This is a genomic window from Mesorhizobium sp. M0217 (assembly GCF_040321955.1).
In the GTDB taxonomy this organism is placed as follows: domain Bacteria; phylum Pseudomonadota; class Alphaproteobacteria; order Rhizobiales; family Rhizobiaceae; genus Mesorhizobium.
This window is the reverse complement of record NZ_JAMYSN010000027.1, coordinates 14,923-37,687: the sequence shown is the minus strand read 5'-3', so window position 1 is coordinate 37,687 and position 22,765 is coordinate 14,923. Positions and strand designations below refer to the sequence as shown.

Genomic DNA, 22,765 nt, shown 5'->3' with positions numbered 1-22,765 from the left:
TCTCAAGGGAAAAGAAACATGGCCAATGTGGTGGTCGTCGGCTCGCAATGGGGCGACGAAGGCAAGGGCAAGATCGTCGACTGGTTGTCGGAGCGCGCCGACGTGGTCGTGCGCTTCCAGGGCGGCCACAATGCCGGCCATACGCTGGTCGTCGACGGCAAGGTCTACAAACTGTCGCTGCTGCCGTCGGGCGTGGTGCGGCAAGGCAAGCTGTCGATCATCGGCAATGGCGTCGTCTTCGACCCGCACGCCTTCGTCGCGGAAGTGGCAAAACTCAAGGCGCAAGGCGTCGAGGTCACGCCGGACCGCCTGAAAATAGCCGAAAACACGGCGCTTATCCTGTCGCTGCACCGGGAGCTGGACGGATTCCGCGAGGACGCCGCCTCCAATTCCGGGACGAAAATTGGCACGACGCGTCGTGGCATCGGCCCAGCCTATGAAGACAAGGTGGGCCGGCGCGCGGTTCGGGTGATGGATCTGGCGGATTTGGAAACGCTGCCTCTCAAGGTCGACAGGCTGCTGACGCATCACAATGCGCTGCGTCGCGGGCTTGGCCATGGCGAAGTCACGCATGAGGCGATCATGACCGAGCTGACCTCGGTCGCCGATGAGATCCTGCCCTATATGGACCGCGTCTGGAAAATCCTCGACGACAAGCGCCGCGCCGGCGAACGCATCCTGTTCGAGGGCGCGCAAGGCACGCTGCTCGACATCGACCACGGCACCTATCCGTTCGTCACCTCGTCCAACACCGTTGCCGGCCAGGCAGCCGCCGGCTCGGGGGTTGGCCCCGGCGCCATCGGCTATGTCCTGGGCATCACCAAGGCCTATACGACGCGTGTCGGCGAAGGCCCGTTCCCGACCGAGCAGAAGAACGAGATCGGCGAATTTCTCGGTACGCGTGGCCACGAATTCGGCGTCGTCACCGGGCGCAAACGCCGTTGCGGCTGGTTCGACGCCGTGCTGGTGCGCCAGGCCGTCGCCGTCAACGGTATCAAGGGCATCGCCCTGACCAAGCTCGACGTGCTCGACGGGCTGGATGAGATCAAGGTTTGCACCGGCTACCGTCTCGACGGCGAAACGATCGACTATCTGCCGGCCAGCCAGGGCGCGCAGGCGCGTGTCGAGCCGGTCTACGAGACGCTCGAAGGCTGGAAAGGCACCACCGCCGGCGCGCGCAGCTGGAACGACCTTCCGGCGCAGGCCGTTAAATACGTCCGTTACATCGAGGAGCTGATCGGCGCACCCGTCGCGCTCCTTTCCACCAGCCCGGAACGGGACGACACGATACTTGTGACCGATCCGTTTCAAGACTAGTTTTCTGAAGCCTTTCCGGGCATCGCGGCCGATTTGCGGGGGCCGGCGCGGAAACAAATACAGGTCGACTGAAGCATGGCAGATTTCGTTGCTATTCTGAAAAAGGCGCTCGACAAGCACGGCGACGAAACGCCCGAAAAGCGTACGCGGATCTATGAAAGCGTTCGTACCATGCTGGCGAAGAAGCTTGCGGAGTATTCGCCGCCGCTGGCCACGGAAGCCATAAGCACGCAGAAGCGATCCCTGGAAGATGCCATCTCGAGCGTCGAGCGCGACTATGCCAGGGCGGTGCCGGCATCCGATCCGCTGGCGGAGCTGGAGCACATCTTCTCCTCCATCGACCGCAACAAGAACCAGTCCAGTCATGTAAAGCCTTCCGCCACGCCTGCGCCGGCCTGGCAGCCGGCGAAACCGGTGCAGCCGGCGCCGACCGCCAGGACAGAGCCGAGCTGGCAGAGGCCCGCGCCGACACCGCCGTCGCCTGCGGCGCGTGCAGAAACCATCGACAAGCAAGCCGTGGAGCTGGACGCCGACGACGACAGCGCCGATGTGTTCGCCAATGACGAGCAGCCGGTCGCGGACACGTTCCAGCGCCTGCGCCCAGCCGAGCGCAGGCGCAGCTATGGCGGGTTGATCGCGGCTGTCGTCGCGCTTCTAGTGGTCGCCGGCGGCGGCTATGGCATCTGGCTGAACAAGGATGCCTTTGGCTCGATGCTGGGCCTCGGCGGCGACACCAAGACGGTCTCGACCGAACCGCTGGTAAAGCCGGCGCCGGCCAAGCCCGCGGCCGATGCACCGGCACCGGCCGCTGCCGGCGAGGGAACGAAGTTCACCCAGCGCCTGTCGCCCGAAGGCGGTGAAACCGACCCCGGTCCCGCGGCCGGTCAAAGCGGCATCGGCGAGGGCGAGTCCGTCGCCGCGCTGACCACACCGCCCCCCCCGGCTCCAGCGCCACCTGCGGCTCCAGCGCCTGCGACCCCGCCGGCCGGCGACGCCGCAGCCACGGGCGCGCCCGCCACGCCGGCGCCCGACGCTTCCGCCACGCCACCGGCAACGCCGCCCGCCGATGGCGTCGCACCGCCGGCCAATGGGGCAGCACCGGCTGATGCCGCCGCCACGCCGCCCGCTGCGCCGGCGGCCGCCGCTCCCGCGCCGACCGTTGCGGTCGGCCAGAAGGCGATCTTCTACGAGGAACGCACCTCGACCGCGCAAGGTTCGGCCGAACCCGGCAGCATCGTCTGGTCGCTGGTGCAGGAATCGCCCGGCGGCGACCTGCCGCCCGAGCCGGCGATCCGCGCCGAGGCGACCATTCCCGGCAAGGACATCCAGCTGCGCATGACCATCCGGCGCAATACCGACCAGACGCTGCCGGCCAGCCACATCATCGAGATGATCTTCCTAACGCCCGAGGGCTTTGACGGCGGTGGCGTCGACAACATCCTGCGCGTCGCCATGAAGAGTTCGGAACAGGATGCCGGCAGCCCGCTGATCGGGATTCCGGCCAAGATTGCCGACGGCTTCTTCCTGGTGGCGCTCAACGACACCAAGGCCGACGAGGACGCCAATATGACCTTGCTTCGAGGCCAGGACTGGATCGACGTGCCGGTGGTCTACAAGACCGGACGCCGGGCGCTGCTGACCATGGAAAAGGGCATTCCGGGCGAGAAGGTGTTCGACGAGGCGCTGAAGGCCTGGCAGGCCAAGACGGCAGGTTGACGGGCGGCAGTAGCGGCTGCCTTCGCTCAGAAGCCCTGGAACAGCATGTCGAGCGCGGCGACGATGTCGTCGTGATGTCTAGAAAGGTTTCCCTCTGGCATCCGCAATTCGGACGCGCTGAAGGCCGACACAAACTGTGTGACCATCACAAGATCTTTGCCGTTTATAGCGAAGGTCGGGTTCAGGCGGCGGCCAGGAAGCGGGGCAATCTCCGGCGGCATCAAAGGAACGACCACCCTCGTGCTCAGCCCTTCAAGCATATCTGACTGCACGTCGAGAAGATAACCGTCGCTCTCGGTACTCCGATAGAAATCGTAACGCGCCATCAGAACGGCCGGTGTTTAGCCAATGGCAGTCCGTTCTTTCGGACATATTCGTTGGAGCTTTCGATGGCTTCCCAGTTTTCTTCTTGCCATCGACGCGTTTTCTCCGCCGCAATCGCTTTCGCGATCCCTGCTTCGGCAGCGCGGGAGATGTTGATGCCCAACGCTTTGGCGTCCTTGATCAACTGAGAGTCAATGGACGTGTTGACAGAGGTCCGCTGAGTTTTTGGCGTCGATTGAAGCACGGAGATGCCTCCTTTCATGCGCACAATATACGCGCATAAAAGACCGCAGGCAATGCTACCCCTCCATCTCCTCACGCAGCATTTCCAGTTCCAGCCACTCTTCCTCGAGTGCGGCCAGCGTGGCGCGTTCCTTGTCGAGGGCGGCGATGGTCTTTTGGAACGAGGCCGGGTCGCGCTCGTAATAGGCGGGATCGGCGATGTTGTTTTCCAAACGCGAGATCGAGGCCATTACCGCCTCGATCTTCTTGGGCAGCGATTCCAGGGCGAATTTCTGCTTGAACGACAGTTTCTTCGACGGCCCTTTTGGCGCTGCCGGCTCGCTCTTGCCCGGCGCCGGCGCATCGCTGGCTTCGGCCTTGGCGCGCGCCTTGCGGTCGTCGAGCCGGGTGCCGCCGCGCTGCGCCAGCATGTCGGAATAGCCACCGGCATATTCGATCCAGCGGCCGCCTCCGTCCGGGGCGATGATGCTGGTGACGGTGCGGTCGAGGAAGTCGCGGTCGTGGCTGACCAGGATGACCGTGCCGGCAAAGCCGGCGACAAGTTCCTGCAACAGTTCCAGCGTCTCCATGTCGAGATCGTTGGTCGGCTCGTCGAGCACCAGAAGGTTGGCCGGCCGCGCCAGAACACGCGCCAGGAGCAGCCGCGCCCGTTCGCCGCCGGACAGCTCGCGCACCGGGGTGCGCGCCTGTTCCGGCTTGAACAGGAAATCCTTCATGTAGGACACGACATGGCGCTGCTCGCCATTGATGACGAGGTTTTCGCCGCGCCCGTCCGTGAGATACTGCGCCAGGGTCTCGGCCGGATCGACCGCCTCGCGCTTCTGGTCGAGCGTGGCGATTTCCAGATTGGTGCCGAGCCGCACCGAGCCGGCATCGGGCTTCATCTCGCCGGTGAGCATCTTCAACAGCGTCGTCTTGCCGGCGCCGTTCGGCCCGACAAGGCCGACGCGATCGCCGCGCTGGATGCGGGTCGAGAAGCCCTTGACCACGGTCAGGTCGCCAAAACTCTTCTCGATGTTCTTGGCCTCGATCACCAGCTTGCCGGATTCGGCGGCGTCGCTGGCCACCATGGTCGCCGAGCCCTCGGCGCCGCGATGGCCGCGAAAACGCTGGCGCATGGTCTGCAGTTCGCCCAGGCGGCGCATGTTGCGTTTGCGGCGAGCCGTCACGCCATAGCGCAGCCAATGCTCCTCGCGCACGATCTGGCGGCCGAGCTTGTGCTGTTCGCGCTCTTCCTCTTCCAGCACAAGGTCGCGCCATTCCTCGAAATGGCCAAAGCCCTTGTCGAGGCGGCGGGTCTGGCCACGGTCGACCCAGACAGTGGCGCGCGAGACGCGTTCGAGGAAGCGACGGTCGTGCGAGATGACGATCAGCGCCGAAGACGTCCGGACAAGCTCTTCTTCCAGCCATTCGATGACCGACAAATCGAGATGGTTCGTCGGCTCATCAAGCAGCAGAATATCGGGTTCGGGCGCCATGACGCGGGCAAGTGCTGCGCGGCGCGCCTCGCCGCCGGAGAGATCGTTGGGGTTCTCCGTGCCGGCGAGGCCGAGATGCTCCATCAGATATGTGGCGCGGTAGGGATCGTCGGCAGGCCCAAGCCCGGCCTCGACATAGGCGCGCACATTGGCAAAGCCGTCCATGTCGGGCATTTGCGGGAGATAGCGCACCGTTGCCGAAGGCTGGCGGAAGACCTCGCCGTCTTGCGGCTCGATCAGACCAGCAGCAATCTTCAGGAGCGTCGACTTGCCGGAGCCGTTGCGGCCGACGAGCGCGATCTTGTCACCGGCGGACGCCGTCAGTTCGGCGCCATCGAGCAGCGGCGTGCCGCCAAAGGTCAGTCTTATGCCGTCGAGGTTGAGAAGGGGCGGGGCCATGTCAGCTTTCAGGCAAGGGGTAGGGGTGGGCGAGCAGCAGCGCGCGGCCATGGCCGAGCGCGATTTCGAGGCCGCCCCCGGTCGTGTTGGACTTGACCTCGTTCGAGATGGTCAGCGACGAGCCGAACACGACCTCGACATGGTCGAGCGGCCACATCGCGCCGGACACGGTGAGGCCCGAAAGATCGGAAAAGCCGAGCACCGAAAACAGCGTTCCGTCGGCATAGTCGAAGCCGGCCTTGCCAGGCAGCAGAGGGGCGCCTTCCTGCGCTCCGCTGGTCAACAGCAATTTTGTGCCGGCCTCGGCCAGCCGCAGGCTGAGCGCCAGATGGAGGAAGGCGTGGTCGGCGCGCTTGCCGCCGAAAGCGCCGGCCAGCACCAGGCTGGTGGCGCCGCGTTCCAATGCCGCCGCGATCGCCAGTTCGCCATCGGTCTTGTCCTTTTCGGGAGGAAACACCTCCCGCGGCACGGCGGCGAGATCGGCAGGCAGGTCCGCCGGCACGGAATCGAAATCGCCGACCCACAGCTCCGGCATCACGCCGAGCAGGCGGGCATGATCGATGCCGGCGTCGGCGGCGATGACGCGCGTGCCCGCGACCTGGCGGTCGAGCCGCGGCGTGCGGACGAGATCGCCGCCAAGCAGGATGGTGAATGTGCTCATATCCGCTGGCCCTTACCAGCCCCGCCGACGAAACGGAAGGCCGAGCGGCACCGTCACTCTTTGTTGGAGCATGATCTTTTTCCGGAAACGGATTCCACTTTCCGGGATCACGCTCGGGCAAACTTCCACTTGCGTGGCACCTTGGCCGGGCCTATGTGTCGAAACGCTCTAACGGGGTGCCGGACGCGATCTTCGCGGACCGGCTGAGAGGCAGTCTCGCCAACCCGCTGAACCTGATCCGGTTTGTACCGGCGGAGGGATTAGACGCTTCGGACAGCCCGACGCCTCAATTCCTTTCAACACGAATGAAGGAGGCGCCGATGCGCATTTTTTTGTCCCGTCTTGTCCCAGCGCTTGGGCTTGCTGTTTCGCTACTGGCAAGCCCTGCGTGCGCGCAGGAAAAACTCACGATCTATACCTATGAGAGTTTCACTGCCGACTGGGGTCCAGGCCCCCAGGTGAAGAAGGAATTCGAGGCCGAGTGTGGCTGCAGCGTCGACTTCGTCTCGGTGGCCGACGGCGTCGCGCTGCTCAATCGCGTCAAGCTCGAAGGTGCGTCGACCAAAGCCGATATCGTGCTTGGCCTCGACACCAACCTCACCGCGGAAGCCAAGGCTTCCGGCCTGTTTGTCCCACATGGCGCGGTGGCTGAAAACAACGTGCCGGGCGGCTGGAGCGACGACACTTTCGTGCCCTACGATTATGGCTATTTCGCCGTCGTCTACGACACCGAGAAGCTGAAGAACCCACCGAAGAGCCTGAAGGAATTGGTCGAGGGCGATGCCGCCGACAAGATCGTCATCCAGGATCCGAGGACGTCGACGCCGGGCCTTGGCCTGCTGCTGTGGGTTAAGTCGGTCTATGGCGACAAGGCGCCGGAAGCCTGGGCGAAACTCAAGGGCAAAGTGCTGACGGTGACGCCGGGCTGGAGCGAGGCCTACGGCCTGTTCACCAAGGGCGAGGCGCCGATGGTGCTTTCCTATACGACGTCGCCGGCCTACCACATGGTGGCGGAGAACACCGGGCGCTACCAGGCGGCCTCGTTCGAGGAAGGCGAGTATCTGCAGATCGAGGTCGCCGGCATCACCACCACGGGCGCGAAGAATCCGCTGGCGGCGAAGTTCCTGGCCTTCATGACCGGGCCGAAATTCCAGGATGTCATTCCGGAGACCAACTGGATGTTCCCGGCCGGGAAAACCGACAAGCCGCTCAATCCGGCTTTTGATAGGCTGGTCAAGCCGGCGAAGACCTTGCTGTTCAGCCCGGAAGAGGTCGCGGCAAATCGCAAGGCCTGGGTGGATGAATGGCTGGCGGTGATGAGCAAGTAGATTTGGCTGTATAGTCAAAAGATGAGTGCTCTACGGCGCCCCCCTCTGTCCTGCCGGACATCTCCCCCACGAGGGGGGAGATTGGCCTTTACGTTGACTTTCGCCAATCTCCGAAGCTGCAGGAATGAGCGGAGCGCTAAAACCGCCAATCTCCCCCCTCGTGGGGGAGATGTCCGGCAGGACAGAGGGGGGCGCGAAGGAACGCGACGCCCGGTAAAGAGTGCAACGCTCTGACCCCCGCATCACGGCCGGCATTGTCGCGCTTGCGGCAATCGCGCTGCTGATCGGTGGCGCCTTCGCCGGCCTTATCCGCGAAGGCGCGCACGACCTTTCCGGCGCCGCGTCCGCCTTTGACCTCTATCTCCTGCGCGTTGTCCGCTTCACGCTCTGGCAGGCTGCGCTCTCGACTCTGCTTTCCGCCGTACCGGCGCTCTTCGTCGCCCGGGCGCTGTCGCGGCATCCGCGCTTCTTCGGACGCGGCTTCATCCTGCAGCTGTTCACTGTGCCCCTTGCCTTGCCGGCAATTGTCGGAGCGCTGGGAATACTGGCGCTCTATGGCCGCGCCGGTTATTTCGCCGCGATCGGTGGCCAGAGCTGGCCCGACATCTATGGGCTGTCGGGCATCCTCGTCGCCCACGTCTTCTTCAACCTGCCGCTGGCCACCCGGCTGTTCCTCGAAGCGCTGGGAACGGTGCCGGCCGATCAATGGCGGCTGGCGAGCCAGCTCGGCATGGGGGCGAGGCCAGCCTTCCGGCTGATCGAGTGGCCGGTGCTGCGCGCCGCGCTGCCGGGCGTCGCCGGGCTTGTCTTCATGCTTTGCATCACCTCCTTCACCATCGTCCTGATCCTCGGCGGCGGGCCGGCGGCGACGACGCTGGAAGTCGCCATCTATCAGGCGCTGCGTTTCGACTTCGATCCGGCGCGAGCGGTGACGCTGACGGTGCTACAGATCGCGCTGACTTTCGCCGTCATGCTGGCGCTGACGCGGCTCGGCGCCAATGTGACCGGCGACGCCAATTTGCCTGTCGCGCCGCGCCGCTATCACTTGGCCGGCAAAGCAGAAACAGCGTTCAACGCCGTCCTGATCGTGCTCGCCTTGCTGTTCGTCGCCGGACCGATGGCGGCCACCGTTGCCTCCGGCCTCGGCGCCGATCTCGGCCGGCTGGCGGGCGAGAGTGCCGTGCGTCAGGCGACGCTGACCAGCGCCGGTCTCGCCTTCTCGGCGGCGCTACTTTCGGTGGCGCTGGCACTGTCGCTGATCATGGCGCGGCGGGCACTGTCGCTGCGCCGCCGGTCCAGTGCCCGTTCATTGCTCGAACATGCCACCGACACCGGCGCCGGCTTCGTCCTCGTCGTGCCGCCCATCGTCATCGGCGCCGGCTGGTTTCTCCTGCTGCGCACGGTCAGCGATGTCTTTGCCATCGCGCCGGTCATGGTCGTCACCGTCAATGCGGTGATGGCGATGCCCTTTGCCATCCGCGCGATGCGCCCGGCCTATGATGCGGCGAGCGAGCGCCATGAAAAGCTGTGCGCGCAGCTCGGCATTGCGGGCTGGAACCGGCTGCTTCTGGTCGACTGGCCATCGCTCCGGCGGCCGCTGGCCACCGGCTTTGCCTTCGCCATGGCACTGTCGCTCGGCGATCTCGGCGTCATCGCGCTGTTCGGCAGCGATTCGGTGCAGACCTTGCCCTATCTCCTGCTGGCGCGCATGGGCAGCTATCGCACGGCCGATGCTGCCGGGCTGGCTTTGCTGCTCGGGGCGGTCTGCCTTGCATTGGTGGTCGCGGCAGACTGGCTGGGACGGGGAGAGAGATCGTGACGTCCGCTGTGGAGAAAGGCACGACTGTCCGGCTGGACAAGGTCTCGTTCAGCTATGGCGAAACGTCATTCCTGTTCGATGTCGAATTCCATACATCTAAGATCACCGCCATCATGGGGGCAAGTGGTTCGGGCAAATCGACCTTGCTCAATCTGGTGGCTGGTTTCGAGACGCCGGAGTCCGGTCGTGTGCTGATCGGCGGCGCCGATGTCGGCGCCGAGCCGCCTTCGGCGCGGCCGGTGTCGATGGTATTCCAGGAAAACAATCTGTTTGCTCATCTCTCGGTGGAGAAGAATGTCGGGCTCGGCCGCTCGCCATCGCTCAACCTGACCGACGCCGATCGCGCCGCAATCGCCGAGGCGCTTGACCGCGTCGGCCTGGCCGGCAAGGAGATGCGCCTGCCGCGCGAACTCTCCGGCGGCGAAAGGCAGCGCGTAGCGCTCGCCCGCGTTCTGGTGCGCGACCGGCCAGTGCTGCTGCTCGACGAGCCGTTCGCTTCGCTCGGGCCAGCACTGCGCGACGACATGCTCGACCTGGTGGCCGGCGTTCATGCCGAGCGGGCGATGACGGTGCTGTTCGTCACGCATCAGCCGGAAGACGCTCGCCGTATCGGCGAGCAGATGGTTTTTCTGGACAATGGCAGGGTTGCCGCGACGGGACCTGCCGCCGATTTTTTCGACGGCACTGGCCCTGAAGCGTTTCGGCGCTATATCGGCGCAAGTTCGGGCGGATCACGCGATATTGCCCGGAAGCGGACATAATTTACGACCAAACCGGCTACAGGTGATGTGGCGCTTGCTTGCCATGGTCCAGCTGATGTGGCTAGGTCCGCTTAGTACTGGTCCGGCACGAGCCGTGATTTGCCCCCTACAGCGCCGCATCCGGCCGGATGCGTAAACGCTGTAGGTTTTTTGATGTGTGCAGGATTGCCAACGAAAACCGATTTTTCGCTGGCGCGGACCCCGGTCCAAATCATGCGCCGAGAGCTGAAGGAACGCCGTGCTGCCGACCGGCACTGACACTTTGAAACGCAGACCGCTGGTGCGCTTCCTCGCGCTGGCCGGCCTTGCCGTGGCGCTGGCCAGCTGCCAGATGTTCACGCCTCCCGAAGTGCAGGAATCCGGCTTCCAGCCTTCCGACAAGCCGATCACGGTCGACAATGTCGCCGCCAACAGCAAGCTTGCCGAACTGGCGAAGGCACAGCATCCGCGCATCCTTGCCACCTATGGCGGCGAATATTCCGATCCCAAGCTCGAGCGCATGGTGGCCAAGGTTGTCGGCAGCCTGACCGTGGTGTCGGCCAATCCGACCCAGACCTATCGCATCACCATCCTCAATTCGCCAAACGTCAACGCTTTCGCGCTGCCGGGCGGCTATCTCTACGTCACCCGCGGCCTGCTGGCGCTGGCCAATGATTCGGCCGAACTCGCCGCCGTCATCGCGCATGAGATGGGCCACGTCACCGCCAATCACGGTCTGCAGCGACAGCAGCTCGAGGCCGAGGAAGGCCTGGCGACCAAGGTGGTCTCCGATGTGCTGGGCGACAGCCCGACCGCCAAGCAGGCATTGATCCGCGGCAAGCTGAGGCTGGCGCAGTTCTCGCGCAACCAGGAGCTGGAGGCAGACGCGATCGGCATCAAATCGATCGGCGAGGCGGGTTACGATCCCTATGCCGCCGGGCGTTTCCTGCAGTCGATGTCGGCCTATACCGATTTCCGCTCGATCAGCGGCGCCACCGACGCCAGCCTCGACTTCCTGGCTACGCACCCCAACACGCCGCAGCGAATTGATCTGGCGCAGCGCCACGCCCGCCAGTTCGGCGCGCCGGGCATCGGCACGCGCGACCGCGATTCCTTCCTGGCCGGGATAGACGGCCTGCTCTATGGCGACACGCCGGAAGAGGGCTATGTGCGCGGCCAGACCTTCCTGCATCCGGGCCTCGGCGTTTCGTTCACGGTGCCCGACGGCTTCATCATCGACAATTCGGCGGCGGCGGTGACGGCGACCGGTCCCGGCGACATGGCGATCCGCTTCGACGGTGTGTCGATCGACAAGGATCGTGCGCTGACCGACTACATCAGAAGCGGCTGGGTGGCCGGTCTCGACGAGACCAGTGTGCGCCAGGAGACGATCGACGGCAACGAGGCGGCGACAGCGCACGCCGGCGCCGATGGCTGGCAGTTCGACATTGCGGTGATCCGCGCCGGCGGCCAAGTCTACCGGCTTTTGACAGCGGCCCCCTCGGCCAGCACGACACTCGATCCGGTGGCACGCTCGGTCAGCGGTTCGTTCCGCGTGCTCAGCCCCGCCGAGAAAGCGGCACTGAAGCCGCTGCATATCCGCGTCGTCACGGTACAGGCCGGGCAGACGATGGGCACACTTTCGGCGCAGATGGTCGGCGTCGACCGCAAGCTCGATCTGTTCCGCGTGCTCAACGCGATGTCGCCGGGCGCCTCGGTTTCGGCCGGCGACAAGGTCAAGATCGTCACGGACAGATAGCGCCGGTCTTCGTCAGAAACCCCAGCCTTCGTAGTGCTTTTTTCTGAGATAACTTTTCTGAGATAACTCGGGGCGGTACCCCTGTTCCTGGCAATCTCACGCTGCCATGAATTCGGGGTTCTGCTTGACCAGCGCGAGCTTGAGCTTTTCCATGGCGCGGGCCTCGATCTGGCGGACACGCTCCTTGGAAATGCCGAGCGTCTCGCCGAGCGCCTCAAGCGTCGCACCTTCGTCGGTCAGCCGACGCTCCTCGATGATCCTGAGTTCGCGGGCATTGAGCGCGCGGAGCGCCGTCTTCAGCCACATCAGGCGCCGTTCGACGTCGATGGTGTCGCCGGCGACCTCGTCAGGCAATGGATCGTCCGAAATCAGGAAGTCCATCCGCTCGGTGGTACCGGCCTCATCGGCGAGGGGTGCGTTGAGCGAAGAGTCAGGTGCTGAAAGCCTGGAATCCATCTTCTCGACATCGGCCTCGGAGACGCCGAGGGCTACCGAGACTTCGCGGTAGAGCGTGGCGTTAGAGATCGGCTCGGCGCCGTTGGCAAGACGGGCGCGCAGGCGCCGCAGGTTGAAGAACAGCGCCTTTTGCGCCGAAGAGGTGCCGCCGCGAACGATCGACCAGTTGCGCAGGATGTAGTCCTGCATCGAAGCGCGGATCCACCATGTCGCATAGGTCGAGAAGCGCACCTCGCGCTCCGGCTCGAAACGCGCGGCTGCTTCCAGCAGCCCGACATGGCCCTCCTGGACCAGATCGCCGAGCGGCAGGCCGTAATGTCGGAATTTCGAAGCCATGGAGATGACCAGCCGCATATGGGCGACGGTAATCTGATGCAGCGCCTGCTGATCCTGGTCTTCCTTCCAGCGCAAGGCGAGAACATGTTCCTCATCGCGCTCGAGGTAAGGGGCTTTCATTGCCGTGCGGACCATGGTCCGTCCTGCCGTGTCTTCGATCATGCCGCGCTCCTGCTCCCGGACATTTTCGGACGGCCTGGCGGCCGTTATCTCTGTTTGACGCAATTCCGAGGGAAACCGCTTTCCCACTTTCCTGGAATTGCTTCGGGCCTAGCGCAGCCAAGGGTTCTTGAAATGGAAACGCGGCGCCCTACAACAAGCCATGAACGTGCCACACCGGGGATTGGTTCCGCCGCCGATGGCGGTTGTTTTGTGCGGTCCGACAGGGCGCATCGACACCGCAGATCGGGACTATTGGCACCGATCCGAGCTGCTTTGAGAATCTGATTTCTGGATCGTCGTTTTTTTGAAATCTGGTTCCTTATTTTGCTGCGCTGTATCTGTCAGTTTCCGGCTCTCACAAGCGCCGGACACCGGCCAAGGACGGGATCACACAGAAATGAAATGGCTCAAGTCGCTCATCGTCGCCGGAACGCTTCAGGTTCTGGCTGTTACATCAGGCCATGCCGGCGCCAATCTTGACCAGATCAAGCAGGCCGGCACCCTCAAAGTCGGCACCGAAGGCACCTATGCGCCCTTCACCTATCATGATGCTTCCGGCGCGCTGGTCGGCTTCGACGTCGAGATCGCCAAGGCGATCGGCGACAAGCTCGGCGTCAAGGTCGAGTTCCTCGAAGGCAAATGGGACGGGCTGATCGCCGGCCTCGACGCCAACCGCTACGACGCCGTGATCAACGAGGTCGGCATCACCGACGCGCGCAAGGCCAAGTACGATTTCTCCGATCCTTACATCGCCTCCAAGGCCGTGCTGATCGTGCGCGGCGACAACACCGACATCAAGACCTTCGCCGACCTCAAGGGCAAGAAGTCGGCACAGTCGTTGACATCGAATTTCGGCAAGCTCGCCGAGACCAACGGCGCCGAACTCGTCGGCACCGACGGCTTCGACCAGTCGATCCAACTGCTGCTCACCGGCCGCGCCGACGCCACCATCAATGACAGCCTGTCTTTCCTCGACTTCAAGAAGCACAAGCCGGACGCCAATGTGAAGATCGCCGCGCAGGAAGAGAACGCCGACTATTCCGGCGTCATCGTGCGCAAGGGTGATCCGGAGCTGGTCGCGGCGATCAACAAGGCGCTGGCCGACATCAAGGCCGACGGCACCTACAAGAAGATCGCCGACACTTATTTCGGCCAGGATGTCTCGCAGTAAAGACCATCTCCCGGCGGTTTGCCGGCAATGACAAATAGCGGCGGGCCGTCTTTGACGGCTCGCCGTTTTTCGCATGATATGAGAAGCACACAATCGCACTGCCGTCACCGCGGCGGTCTGTGAAGGAGGAGCCGTTCGTGCCGCACTGGCTACACCTGATGCTGGACTCGTTGCCGACACTGCTGTGGGCGGCGTTGATCTTCACCGTACCGCTGACATTGCTGTCGTTCGCACTCGGCCTGTTCGTCGGCCTCGTTGTCGCCCTGGTGCGGCTGTTCGGTCCCAAGCCTCTGGTTGCCGTGGTCCGCTTCTATGTCTGGATCTTTCGCGGCACGCCGCTTCTGGTGCAGCTGTTCCTGATCTTTTACGGCCTGCCTTCGGTCGGCATATTGCTGGACGCTTTTCCGGCGGCGCTGATTGGCTTCACCCTCAACATAGGCGCCTACAGTTCGGAAATTATCCGCGCCGTGATCGGCTCGGTGCCGAAGGGCCAGTGGGAGGCGGCCTATTCGATCGGCATGACCTGGAGCCAGGCGATGCGGCGTACCATCCTGCCGCAAGCCGGCCGCGTCGCCGTGCCGCCGCTGTCCAACACCTTCATCTCGCTGGTCAAGGATACCTCGCTGGCCGCCGCCATCACTGTGCCGGAGATGTTCCAGGCGGCGCAGCGCATCGTCGCCACCACCTATGAGCCGCTGATCCTCTATGTCGAGGCGGCGATCCTTTATCTGGCGATGAGCTCGGTGCTTTCGGCCTTGCAGACGCGGCTGGAGGAGCGGCTCAACCGTTATGGCGGCTTCCTGGAGGCGCGCTCATGATCGGCCTCACCGACATCGAAAAGCGCTTCGGCGACAATCTGGTGCTGAAGGGCGTGACGGTCACCATTGCCGAAGGCAGCGTCACCGCGCTTGTCGGCCCCTCCGGCGGCGGCAAGAGCACACTGCTGCGCTGCATCAACCTGTTGGAGATCCCGACCTCGGGCATGGTGCGCATCGGCGACGAGACGCTGGAATTCCGTCCCGGCATCAAGATCCCCAGCCGCGACATCCAGCGCCTGCGGCTGCAGACCGGCATGGTGTTCCAGAATTTCCAGCTGTTCCCGCATCGCACCGCGATCGAGAACGTCATGGAAGGCCTGGTGACGGTGCTGAAATGGCCGACGGCAAAGGCGCGCGAGCGGGCATTGGCGCTGCTCGAGAAGGTCGGCATGGCGCACAAGGCGGACGATTGGCCGGCAACGCTGTCGGGCGGCCAGCAGCAGCGTGTGGCCATCGCCCGCGCCCTGGCGCCGTCGCCGAAAGTGCTGCTTTGCGACGAGCCGACCTCGGCGCTCGATCCGGAACTGGCGCAGGAAGTGGTCGACGTGCTGGGAAAGCTCGCCAGCGAAGGCACGACCATGGTGATGGCCACGCACGACCTTCGTCTTGCCTCCAAGATTGCGCAGGAGGTGGTGTTCCTCGACGCCGGCGTCATCGTCGAGAAGGGGCCGTCCGCCGTGGTGTTCTCCAACCCGGAGCGTGAACGGACGAAGCGTTTTATTGCGACGCTGAAGCAGGAGGCGGAGAAGGAAGCCGGCGGCTGAGCCTTCTACGTTCCCCTTGTGAAGAGGTCGAACGGAAGGTCCGGGTGCGGTCTGGTGTCGTCCCCATCCTCGCTGCTTCGCAGCCACCTGCCTGGGCGAGCCACGGGTCTCGCCCGTCCTTGGAACCCCACAAGGGGGTAAAAACAAAAACCCGGCACAAGGCCGGGTTTTTCATGATTTCGACGGTGAAAGCGATCAGGCAGCTTCTTCCTGCTCGGCTTCCTCATTGTCGGCCTTGGCGCCTCGCTTCGGGCCCTTGTTGAGGTTGACCTCGATCAGGCGCACGGCTTCGGTTTCCGACATGCGGTTGACTGCCGCGATCTCGCGCGCCATGCGGTCGAGTGCCGCCTCATAGAGCTGACGCTCGGAATAGGACTGTTCCGGCTGGTTGTCGGCACGGTAGAGGTCGCGCACGACTTCCGAGATCGAGATCAGGTCGCCCGAATTGATCTTGGCATCATATTCCTGCGCACGGCGAGACCACATGGTGCGCTTGACGCGGGCGCGGCCCTGGACGACCTTCAGCGCGCGCTCGACATAATCCTCTTCCGACAGCTTGCGCATGCCGATGGAGGTCGCCTTGGCGACCGGAACCTTCAGGCGCATCTTGTCCTTCTGGAAGTCGATGACGAACAGTTCCAGCTTGTGGCCCGCAACTTCCTGCTCGTCGATCGAGACGATCTGGCCGACGCCGTGTGCCGGATAGACAATGTACTCGCCGGTCTTGAAACCGTGGCGTGCCGAGGTGGACTTCTTCTGCGGGGTGATCGTTGCCATTACGCCCTGAACTCCTTGTTGTGGCACCGGCGGCCTGCCGGTCCGAACGCATGCGACCGGGGACACCGATCGTTAGCCGCACAACAGATGAACCCATCGGAAAAAGCCGGGACCGGCAAACCGCATACATAGCGACTGCCTGGCCCAGATCGCTCTGGTCCGATTGGGGATTTCACCTTTCAGTGATTTGGGGCGCTTGCGCCATAAATCGACGTTGTGTCACCGGCATGTTTCAACTGGTGTAGCACAAAAAGTCGGAAGAATCAAGGTTTTGCTGCAAACGCGAAGGTCGAGCGCCATCGCCGCCTGTCAAGGCAGTTAATGTATGATGCGCGTTACGCAGCGTTATGACGATCCAATAGGCCGCACTTTTTTGCTTTGCGCATCACCCTTTCCGAAATCGATTCCGATTCCAGCGTCATGTGCTCAGTCGCCTTCGCCGGGCTCGGCGGAGAAATATTTCTCGAACTTGCCGGCCTCGCCGTCGAAGCTCTTGGCATCTGCCGGAGGCTCCTTCTTGGCGGTGATGTTGGGCCATTTCTCGGCGTATTCGGTGTTGACCTGCAGCCATTTGTCGAGGCCCGGCTCGGTGTCGGGCTTGATTGCATCGGCCGGGCATTCCGGTTCGCAGACGCCGCAGTCGATGCACTCGTCGGGATGTATGACAAGCATGTTCTCGCCCTCGTAGAAGCAGTCGACCGGACAGACCTCGATGCAGTCCATGTACTTGCATTTGATGCAGTTGTCGGTCACGACATAGGTCATTGGTCGGCTCCGGGACGTCCCGTTCTTGCTAGAGCGACGTGCGTCCACTTGGACGCATAAAGTACGCTCTGACACTTTGAATCTGCGCATCGTGCCTTCCGAAAAATCGATTTCCGATTTTCGGGCCGATGCGGCGGCTTTTTTGGTGAGGTAACGCCTTTGCCTGCCGCTTGCAAGGGCAGCCATTGCAGGCGGGGCCCGCGTGTCCGGAATGAAATTCCAGACCGCCGGCATGGCGCAGCCGGCCAAGGCTTCAGTCTTCGCCGAACAGCCGGTCGGTTTGCCTGCGCTCTTTCTTGGTCGGCCGGCCGCTGCCGGCGTCGCGCAGCGCCGGAATGGCATCGGCAACAGCCTCGCCTTTTGGGGCCGGCGGCGGGGACATGTCCTCGTAGAGCGTGCGCGCTTCCTCGGCCGGACCGCGCCGCACGCCGGTGCCAAGCACCTTCCAAACGAAGATGCGGCGCTCGTGCGTAATGGTCAAAACGTCGCCAGGCTTGACCAGATCGGAGGCCTGCGCTGCTTTGTCGCTATTAATGCGGACGCGTCCGGCGACAACCAGCTTGGCCGCCAGCGAGCGCGATTTTATCGCGCGCGAAAAGAACAGCCACTTGTCGATGCGCTGACGACCTTCAGCAACCATCGCAGCGAGTTATTTCTTGTTGGAGCATGATCTTGTCCGAAAACCGGTTCCACTTTTCGGGATCATGCTCAGAGCTTACTTCTTCAGCTGGTCGCGCAAGGCGGCGAGCTTGGCGAAGGGCGAGTCCGGATCGAAGCGCGCCGGGCGTTCCTCGCGTGGCTTGGCCTGGAAAGCCGGCTTGGCGCCTTGCGGTCCGCCTTTGCCTTCCGGCCTGCCGCCTTTCCAGTCAGGCCGGCCCTCGCGCGGACGCTCGCCTTGCGGCTTGCCGTCGCGGCGCTGTTCGTCCTCGGCCTGCGGCTTGGGCTTGAACTTCGAACGGTCGAAGCGTGGCTTGGCGGCACCGTCGCGCTGGTCGCGCCGGCCTTGGTAGGCCGGCCGCTCGCCCGTTGCGGGCTGTCCGCCGGCAGCGTCGGCCGGCGCATCGGCGCGGGCAGCCTGGCCGTTACGCGGGCGATTGTCTCTGCGGTTGTCTTGCCGATGGCGCGGGCGCTGCTCGAAACGGCCCTGCCGCCACAACAAGATTGGCTTTGGGGCTTCGGCCTCGGGGACAGGCTCAGCGCTTCCACCCTCCCCCTCGTGGGGAGGGTCGGCGCGCAGCGCCGGGGTGGGGGCAGCGTCGGCGTCTGCGGTTGCACTTGCATCGTTTGCACTATCTGCTTCGTCAGCGCTGTCACCCGCGTCGCTTTGCGCCGCGACCTCCGCCATCGAGGGGGAGGTAAGGGCGTCGGCGCTTTCGGGAGCGGTGTCGTCAGCTTCCGCAACAGCCAGAGCTTCTTCCGCGAATTCTGCGCGAGCTTCGACTTGCTCGTCCGCGACGGGCTCTGCCGTTGCTTCCGCGATGGCTGGAGCTTCGGCGGTGGCTTCAACGGCCGCAGTTGGCTCCGAACCCTCGGGAGGTGCGCCCGGCTGAGCGTCCGCAGCAACAGCCTCCGCTGCGGCTTCGGCGACGGGCTGCTCAGCCGCAGGCTCAGCGGCGGCAACCGCATCCGGCTCCGATCCAACGGCCGGCGCTTCAGCGACGGCTTCACTTGCAGCGGCTTCCGCCGCCTTGGCCTGTTCAGCTTTTGCAGCCGCGTCCGCAGCCAGCTTGGCGGCAGCCGCTTCCCGCGCCGCGTTGTCCTGTGCTTCCAGCCGCGCCTTGACCTCTGCCGGCAGCTTCGGCTCGGCGCGATAGCCGAGACCTTTCAGGATCTCTTCCATGTCGTCGGCGGTGGCGCCGAGGATCGACATCATCGGCGGCGTCACCATGAAGGACTGGCCGTCATAGGCGCCGTCCGGGCGCTGTCCCAGACCGGGCTTCCAGTTGGTCGCAGGCCGGATCAGGTCGGCCAGCCGTTCCAGAATGTCGATGCGCACGGCGCGGCGGCCGAGATTGCGGTAGCCGGCAAGCTTGTAGAAGCTCTTGTCGAAAGCAGGATCGATGACCACCGAGGTGCGGCCGGAAGCCAGTGCGTGCACCACGTCGCCAAAGCCCGGCTTGTCCTTGCCGTCGTTCTTCAGCGCCCACAACAGCGTAATCAGTCCGGCGGGCGCCGGCTTGATCAGCGCCGGCACGAAGACGTGGTAGGCGCCGAAGCGCACACCGAGCCGGCGCAAGGCGGCGCGACCCTCCTGGTCGAGCGACTTCATTTCCTCGGCGATGTCGCGGCGGTTGATGAGGCCGAAATGCTCGACGAGCTGGAAGGCGATGCCACGGCCGATGCCGGCGATCTGCTCGGCATTCTTCAAGTCGACCAGCGGCTTCAGCAGCGACTCGATCTGGAAATTGACGAAACGCTCGGCGCGCGCGGCGACCTTGTCTCGGGCGGGGCCGGTCAACTGCTCGTCGGCCAAAAGCACCAGGCGCGGCTTCAGCGCGTCCTCGCCGGCAACCAGCGTGCCGATCGGCGCGCCGATCCAGCGCAGCGTGCCGTCGGAGCCGAGCGCAAGGTCGCCATTGGCGCAGGCGCCGAAGCGTTCGGCACGCGCCTCGAACTCGGCGGCCAGCGCTTTTTGCGCTGCCGTACGCACGGCCTTGGCGTCTTCGCCGCCGGCGCTCTGGTCGGCGGTGAAGCGGAACCCTTGCAACTCGCCGACATGATGGCCTTCGACAAGGACGGTTCCGGTAGGACTGATTTCGGCTTCAGGCATTGTATTTTCTCTAAGGCGCCGCATGAGGACGGAAGTCCTGCGGTCTACAAACCGTTTCGTCAACCGCTCATGCAGCGCATCCGACAATCTGTCTTCGATTTCGCGCGTCTTTTCCCGCCAGTGTGCCTGATCGGCCAGCCAGCCCGGCCGGTTGGACACGAATGTCCAGGTGCGGATCTGCGCAATGCGGTGCGACAGCGTGTCGATGTCCCCCTCGGTCGTATCGGCGCGGCGCACCTGCTCGGCCATGTAGTTCTCGTCGACATGGCCGTGTTTGGCGAGGTCGGTGTAGATAGAAGCGATCAGGTCGGAGTGCTGGGCCGGCGCGATCTTGCGGTAGTCCGGCAACGCGCAGGCTTCCCACAGCAGCGCCACGCGCTTGGCATTGGTAGCCAGCGCGCGGATGTCCTCGTCGCGGGAGAGATGTTCGAGCGCCTGCGCATCGACCGCCGGCAGCGCCCGCGTCAGGCCTTCGACCGGCGCGTTGGTTTCGATCGAGCGCTTCAGCGCGTCGAGGCTGGCGAAGTCGAAATGCGCGGTGCGCCATTGCAGCACCTTCACCGGATCGAACTCGTGCCCCTCGATGCGCTTGACCAGTTCCTCGTCCAGCGGATCGACCTGGCCGGTGACGCCGAAGGTGCCGTCGCGCAGATGCCGGCCGGCGCGGCCGGCGATCTGGCCGAGCTCGGCCGCCGTCAGGTTGCGGTACTGGTAGCCGTCGAATTTGCGGTTCTGGGCGAAGGCGACATGATCGAGATCAAGGTTGAGGCCCATGCCGATGGCGTCGGTGGCGACGAGATAGTCGACGTCGCCTGCCTGGAACATTGCCACCTGGGCGTTGCGGGTGCGGGGCGACAGCGCGCCGAGCACGACCGCCGCTCCTCCTTGCTGGCGGCGGATCAGCTCAGCGATGGCATAGACCTCGTCGGCGGAGAAGGCGACGATGGCCGTACGCCGCGGCAGGCGGGTCAATTTCTTCGAACCGGCATAGGCCAGGTGCGACAGGCGAGGGCGCGTCACCACCGAGACGCCTCTCAGCAGCTTTTGCAGGATGCCATGCATGGTGGCCGCGCCGAGCAGCAGCGTTTCCTGGCGGCCGCGTAGGTGCAGGATACGGTCGGTGAAGATGTGGCCGCGCTCGAGGTCGCCGGCGAGCTGCACCTCGTCGATGGCGACGAAGGCAACGTCGGTCTCGCGCGGCATGGCTTCGACGGTGCAGACCGAATATTTCGCGCCGGGCGGCTGGATTTTTTCCTCGCCGGTGATGAGCGCCACCTTGTGGGCGCCGACCTTTTCGCAGACGCGGGCATAGACCTCGCGCGCCAGAAGGCGGAGCGGCAGGCCGATAATGCCGCTCTCATGCGCCACCATGCGCTCGATGGCGAGATGGGTCTTGCCGGTGTTGGTCGGACCCAGCACGGCAGTCACGTCGCGGCCCGACAGGATCAGCGGCTCGGTGTGTTTCGGCTGGATGTTCATCGGCCTGGAGATGAGGCTTTCTGCATCGTGTTGTCGGGAGCGCGCCTCGCGTGGCGCGTATGACAGGCGACACATAGGGATTTCAGGCGCGAAGCGAAAGCGGAATGTTCCGGCCGGCAATCCCACGGTTCGTCTTTGAGGTCTCAATTAACAGTTGGAACGAGTCTGGAACGAATCGGCGACGAATCAGTGACTCCGGTAGATTCAGCTTTTGTTCACGGCTACATGTGGATTTTGCGAGCCTGAGTCTCACCATATGATGAATCGCGGAAACTGGCCCGATTCCTGCAAGGCGACCATTGGCGTTAACCTTTGCCGGCGGGGCATCGTCGTGATCCGATACGCCTCGGCCAACATTATGAAATTGTTGAATTTTCTTAATCGGCCTTAACCATTTGCCGGTGATTTTCGGCCTTGGTCGTTAACGTTGCGCTCAAAGCCGGAACGAATCGGCTATGAATCAGCGATGGTGGGATTTTCCTGGTTTGTTCACCCCAACATGTTGTGTTATCCACAGCTTGTCCACCGAGAATTCACAGCTTGCGAACCGGGTTTTGCACAGGGCGCCTGGAAATCGTTAATCTTTGCGTGCCGGAACGGGTCATTGTCTAGCGCGCAGCCTGGGAACATCGCCGGCCGGCGATGAAAAAAACGGGCCATAAGCCGGCCCGTCCTACCGGGCGAAATGCTGTCGTTCAGGCGAAATACTGGCCGCCATTGGCTGTGATGGTCGAACCGGTGATGAAGCCGGCGTCTTCGGAAGCGAGGAAGACGACGCAACGCGCGATCTCTTCCGGTTCGCCGAGGCGGCCGACCGGAATCTGCGGGATGATGCGTTCATTCAGCACCTTCTCGTCGATCGCCTTGACCATCTCGGTGGCGATGTAGCCGGGGCAGATGACATTGACTGTGATGCCCGCGCGCGCGCCCTCCTGCGCCAGCGCCTTCGAGAAGCCGATGTCGCCGGCCTTTGCGGCGGAATAGTTGACCTGGCCGGCCTGGCCTTTCTGGCCGTTGATGGAGGAGATGGTGATGACGCGGCCGAATTTGCGGTCGCGCATGCCGCCCCACAGCGGATGCGTCATGTTGAAGACGCCAGACAGATTGGTGTCGATGACTTCCTTCCACTGCTCGCGCGTCAGCTTGTGGAACATGGCGTCACGGGTAATGCCGGCATTGTTGACCAGCACCGAGACCGGGCCGAGATCGGCCTCGACCTGTTTGATTCCGGCGGCGCAGGCGTCGTAGTCGGCGACCGACCATTTGTAGGTCTTGATGCCGGTTTGTGTGCTGAACTTCCCCGCTGCCTCGTCATTGCCGGCATAGTTGGCGGCAACGGTGTAACCGGCATTCTTCAGGCCGATCGATATGGCGGCGCCGATGCCGCGCGATCCACCGGTGACGAGCGCTACTTTGGTCATTGAAAGTTCTTCCTCCCTTTGGTCGGAAGAAGGGAATAGGGAGTAGGGAGTAGCGAGTAGGG

At 63.9% G+C, this 22,765-nt stretch carries 19 protein-coding genes and 1 riboswitch; of the genes, 9 read left to right on the top strand and 10 right to left on the bottom strand.

Features of this window, described 5'->3' with window-relative positions:
* Positions 1–18 precede the first annotated feature (18 nt).
* Both NKJ18_RS27795 and NKJ18_RS27790 read left to right on the top strand, forming a co-directional pair.
* Positions 19–1,317, top strand: coding sequence for an adenylosuccinate synthase (locus tag NKJ18_RS27795; protein ID WP_023684197.1), 1,299 nt, complete (start codon positions 19–21; stop codon positions 1,315–1,317).
* Positions 1,318–1,392: 75 nt separating this feature from the next.
* Positions 1,393–3,033 (top strand): hypothetical protein, encoded by a 1,641-nt coding sequence (locus NKJ18_RS27790; RefSeq protein WP_286440138.1) that lies wholly within the window; start codon positions 1,393–1,395, stop codon positions 3,031–3,033.
* Between the two features lie 26 nt (positions 3,034–3,059).
* On the opposite strand, the gene NKJ18_RS27785 is transcribed toward NKJ18_RS27790, so the two are convergent.
* From NKJ18_RS27785 to NKJ18_RS27770, 4 genes are read right to left on the bottom strand one after another with little or no spacing between them, the layout of a single operon-like run.
* Entirely contained in the window at positions 3,060–3,359 is a 300-nt protein-coding gene (locus tag NKJ18_RS27785) for a CcdB family protein (RefSeq protein ID WP_023673676.1), read from the bottom strand.
* Positions 3,359–3,601: a type II toxin-antitoxin system CcdA family antitoxin gene (locus tag NKJ18_RS27780; protein ID WP_031215587.1), complete on the bottom strand. Its 243-nt coding sequence runs from the start codon at positions 3,599–3,601 to the stop codon at positions 3,359–3,361. The genes NKJ18_RS27785 and NKJ18_RS27780 overlap by 1 nt, the downstream gene beginning before the upstream one ends.
* 55 nt (positions 3,602–3,656) lie before the next feature.
* Positions 3,657–5,477 (bottom strand): ABC-F family ATP-binding cassette domain-containing protein, encoded by a 1,821-nt coding sequence (locus NKJ18_RS27775; protein ID WP_352760763.1) that lies wholly within the window; start codon positions 5,475–5,477, stop codon positions 3,657–3,659.
* A 1-nt stretch (position 5,478) separates the two neighbouring features.
* Complete coding sequence (locus NKJ18_RS27770; protein WP_352760760.1) at positions 5,479–6,138, bottom strand: thiamine diphosphokinase; 660 nt, start codon at positions 6,136–6,138, stop codon at positions 5,479–5,481.
* 162 nt (positions 6,139–6,300) lie between these two features.
* Positions 6,301–6,415: riboswitch (TPP riboswitch) on the top strand.
* A gap of 43 nt (positions 6,416–6,458) precedes the next feature.
* On the opposite strand from NKJ18_RS27770, the gene thiB reads away from it, so the two are divergent.
* The 4 genes from thiB to NKJ18_RS27750 all read left to right on the top strand — a co-directional run bounded on the left by thiB (position 6,459) and on the right by NKJ18_RS27750 (position 11,784).
* A complete protein-coding gene (thiB, locus tag NKJ18_RS27765; RefSeq protein WP_023737345.1) occupies positions 6,459–7,466 on the top strand; it encodes a thiamine ABC transporter substrate binding subunit in 1,008 nt (335 codons plus the stop codon).
* 220 nt (positions 7,467–7,686) lie between these two features.
* Complete coding sequence (gene thiP / locus NKJ18_RS27760; protein WP_023707250.1) at positions 7,687–9,285, top strand: thiamine/thiamine pyrophosphate ABC transporter permease; 1,599 nt, start codon at positions 7,687–7,689, stop codon at positions 9,283–9,285.
* Positions 9,282–10,046, top strand: a complete 765-nt coding sequence (gene thiQ, locus NKJ18_RS27755; RefSeq protein ID WP_023835385.1) for a thiamine ABC transporter ATP-binding protein — start codon at positions 9,282–9,284, stop codon at positions 10,044–10,046. Before thiP ends, thiQ begins: the two co-directional genes overlap by 4 nt.
* 331 nt (positions 10,047–10,377) lie before the next feature.
* Positions 10,378–11,784 (top strand): M48 family metalloprotease, encoded by a 1,407-nt coding sequence (locus tag NKJ18_RS27750; RefSeq protein WP_245260366.1) that lies wholly within the window; start codon positions 10,378–10,380, stop codon positions 11,782–11,784.
* Positions 11,785–11,880: 96 nt separating this feature from the next.
* Here NKJ18_RS27750 and NKJ18_RS27745 read toward each other — a convergent pair whose 3' ends face one another.
* Complete coding sequence (locus NKJ18_RS27745; protein ID WP_023693606.1) at positions 11,881–12,738, bottom strand: RNA polymerase factor sigma-32; 858 nt, start codon at positions 12,736–12,738, stop codon at positions 11,881–11,883.
* 397 nt (positions 12,739–13,135) lie between these two features.
* Here NKJ18_RS27745 and NKJ18_RS27740 point away from each other — a divergent pair, with 397 nt between their 5' ends.
* The 3 genes from NKJ18_RS27740 to NKJ18_RS27730 all read left to right on the top strand — a co-directional run bounded on the left by NKJ18_RS27740 (position 13,136) and on the right by NKJ18_RS27730 (position 15,491).
* Entirely contained in the window at positions 13,136–13,909 is a 774-nt protein-coding gene (locus NKJ18_RS27740; protein WP_023820302.1) for an amino acid ABC transporter substrate-binding protein, read from the top strand.
* Between the two features lie 137 nt (positions 13,910–14,046).
* Complete coding sequence (locus NKJ18_RS27735) at positions 14,047–14,727, top strand: amino acid ABC transporter permease (protein ID WP_023693608.1); 681 nt, start codon at positions 14,047–14,049, stop codon at positions 14,725–14,727.
* Complete coding sequence (locus NKJ18_RS27730) at positions 14,724–15,491, top strand: amino acid ABC transporter ATP-binding protein (RefSeq protein WP_023685808.1); 768 nt, start codon at positions 14,724–14,726, stop codon at positions 15,489–15,491. The genes NKJ18_RS27735 and NKJ18_RS27730 overlap by 4 nt, the downstream gene beginning before the upstream one ends.
* Before the next feature lie 195 nt (positions 15,492–15,686).
* Here the strand turns inward: NKJ18_RS27730 and NKJ18_RS27725 are convergent, their stop codons facing one another.
* The 5 genes from NKJ18_RS27725 to phbB form a co-directional block, all read right to left on the bottom strand.
* Positions 15,687–16,268 (bottom strand): CarD family transcriptional regulator, encoded by a 582-nt coding sequence (locus NKJ18_RS27725; protein ID WP_023673664.1) that lies wholly within the window; start codon positions 16,266–16,268, stop codon positions 15,687–15,689.
* A 426-nt stretch (positions 16,269–16,694) separates the two neighbouring features.
* Positions 16,695–17,033 carry a ferredoxin FdxA gene (fdxA, locus tag NKJ18_RS27720; protein ID WP_013529180.1) on the bottom strand — a complete coding sequence of 113 codons (339 nt, stop codon included), beginning with the start codon at positions 17,031–17,033 and terminating at the stop codon, positions 16,695–16,697.
* A 253-nt stretch (positions 17,034–17,286) separates the two neighbouring features.
* Complete coding sequence (locus tag NKJ18_RS27715; protein ID WP_023693611.1) at positions 17,287–17,673, bottom strand: RNA-binding S4 domain-containing protein; 387 nt, start codon at positions 17,671–17,673, stop codon at positions 17,287–17,289.
* A 75-nt stretch (positions 17,674–17,748) separates the two neighbouring features.
* Entirely contained in the window at positions 17,749–21,282 is a 3,534-nt protein-coding gene (locus tag NKJ18_RS27710; protein ID WP_352760794.1) for a helicase-related protein, read from the bottom strand.
* A gap of 695 nt (positions 21,283–21,977) precedes the next feature.
* Complete coding sequence (phbB, locus tag NKJ18_RS27705) at positions 21,978–22,703, bottom strand: acetoacetyl-CoA reductase (RefSeq protein WP_352760755.1); 726 nt, start codon at positions 22,701–22,703, stop codon at positions 21,978–21,980.
* Between the last annotated feature and the right edge of the window lie 62 nt (positions 22,704–22,765).

Excerpts from the sequence above, each read along its gene's own strand:
- NKJ18_RS27730 (WP_023685808.1), top strand. The coding sequence starts at position 14,724 with ATGATCGGCCTCACCGACATCGAAAAGCGCTTCGGCGACAATCTGGTG.
- NKJ18_RS27790 (WP_286440138.1), top strand. The coding sequence starts at position 1,393 with ATGGCAGATTTCGTTGCTATTCTGAAAAAGGCGCTCGACAAGCACGGC.
- thiB (WP_023737345.1), top strand. The coding sequence starts at position 6,459 with ATGCGCATTTTTTTGTCCCGTCTTGTCCCAGCGCTTGGGCTTGCTGTT.
- NKJ18_RS27725 (WP_023673664.1), bottom strand. The coding sequence starts at position 16,268 with ATGGCAACGATCACCCCGCAGAAGAAGTCCACCTCGGCACGCCACGGT.
- NKJ18_RS27795 (WP_023684197.1), top strand. The coding sequence starts at position 19 with ATGGCCAATGTGGTGGTCGTCGGCTCGCAATGGGGCGACGAAGGCAAG.
- NKJ18_RS27750 (WP_245260366.1), top strand. The coding sequence starts at position 10,378 with ATGTTCACGCCTCCCGAAGTGCAGGAATCCGGCTTCCAGCCTTCCGAC.
- phbB (WP_352760755.1), bottom strand. The coding sequence starts at position 22,703 with ATGACCAAAGTAGCGCTCGTCACCGGTGGATCGCGCGGCATCGGCGCC.
- NKJ18_RS27770 (WP_352760760.1), bottom strand. The coding sequence starts at position 6,138 with ATGAGCACATTCACCATCCTGCTTGGCGGCGATCTCGTCCGCACGCCG.
- NKJ18_RS27785 (WP_023673676.1), bottom strand. The coding sequence starts at position 3,359 with ATGGCGCGTTACGATTTCTATCGGAGTACCGAGAGCGACGGTTATCTT.
- fdxA (WP_013529180.1), bottom strand. The coding sequence starts at position 17,033 with ATGACCTATGTCGTGACCGACAACTGCATCAAATGCAAGTACATGGAC.
- NKJ18_RS27710 (WP_352760794.1), bottom strand. The coding sequence starts at position 21,282 with ATGAACATCCAGCCGAAACACACCGAGCCGCTGATCCTGTCGGGCCGC.
- NKJ18_RS27715 (WP_023693611.1), bottom strand. The coding sequence starts at position 17,673 with ATGGTTGCTGAAGGTCGTCAGCGCATCGACAAGTGGCTGTTCTTTTCG.
- NKJ18_RS27740 (WP_023820302.1), top strand. The coding sequence starts at position 13,136 with ATGAAATGGCTCAAGTCGCTCATCGTCGCCGGAACGCTTCAGGTTCTG.
- NKJ18_RS27775 (WP_352760763.1), bottom strand. The coding sequence starts at position 5,477 with ATGGCCCCGCCCCTTCTCAACCTCGACGGCATAAGACTGACCTTTGGC.
- NKJ18_RS27745 (WP_023693606.1), bottom strand. The coding sequence starts at position 12,738 with ATGATCGAAGACACGGCAGGACGGACCATGGTCCGCACGGCAATGAAA.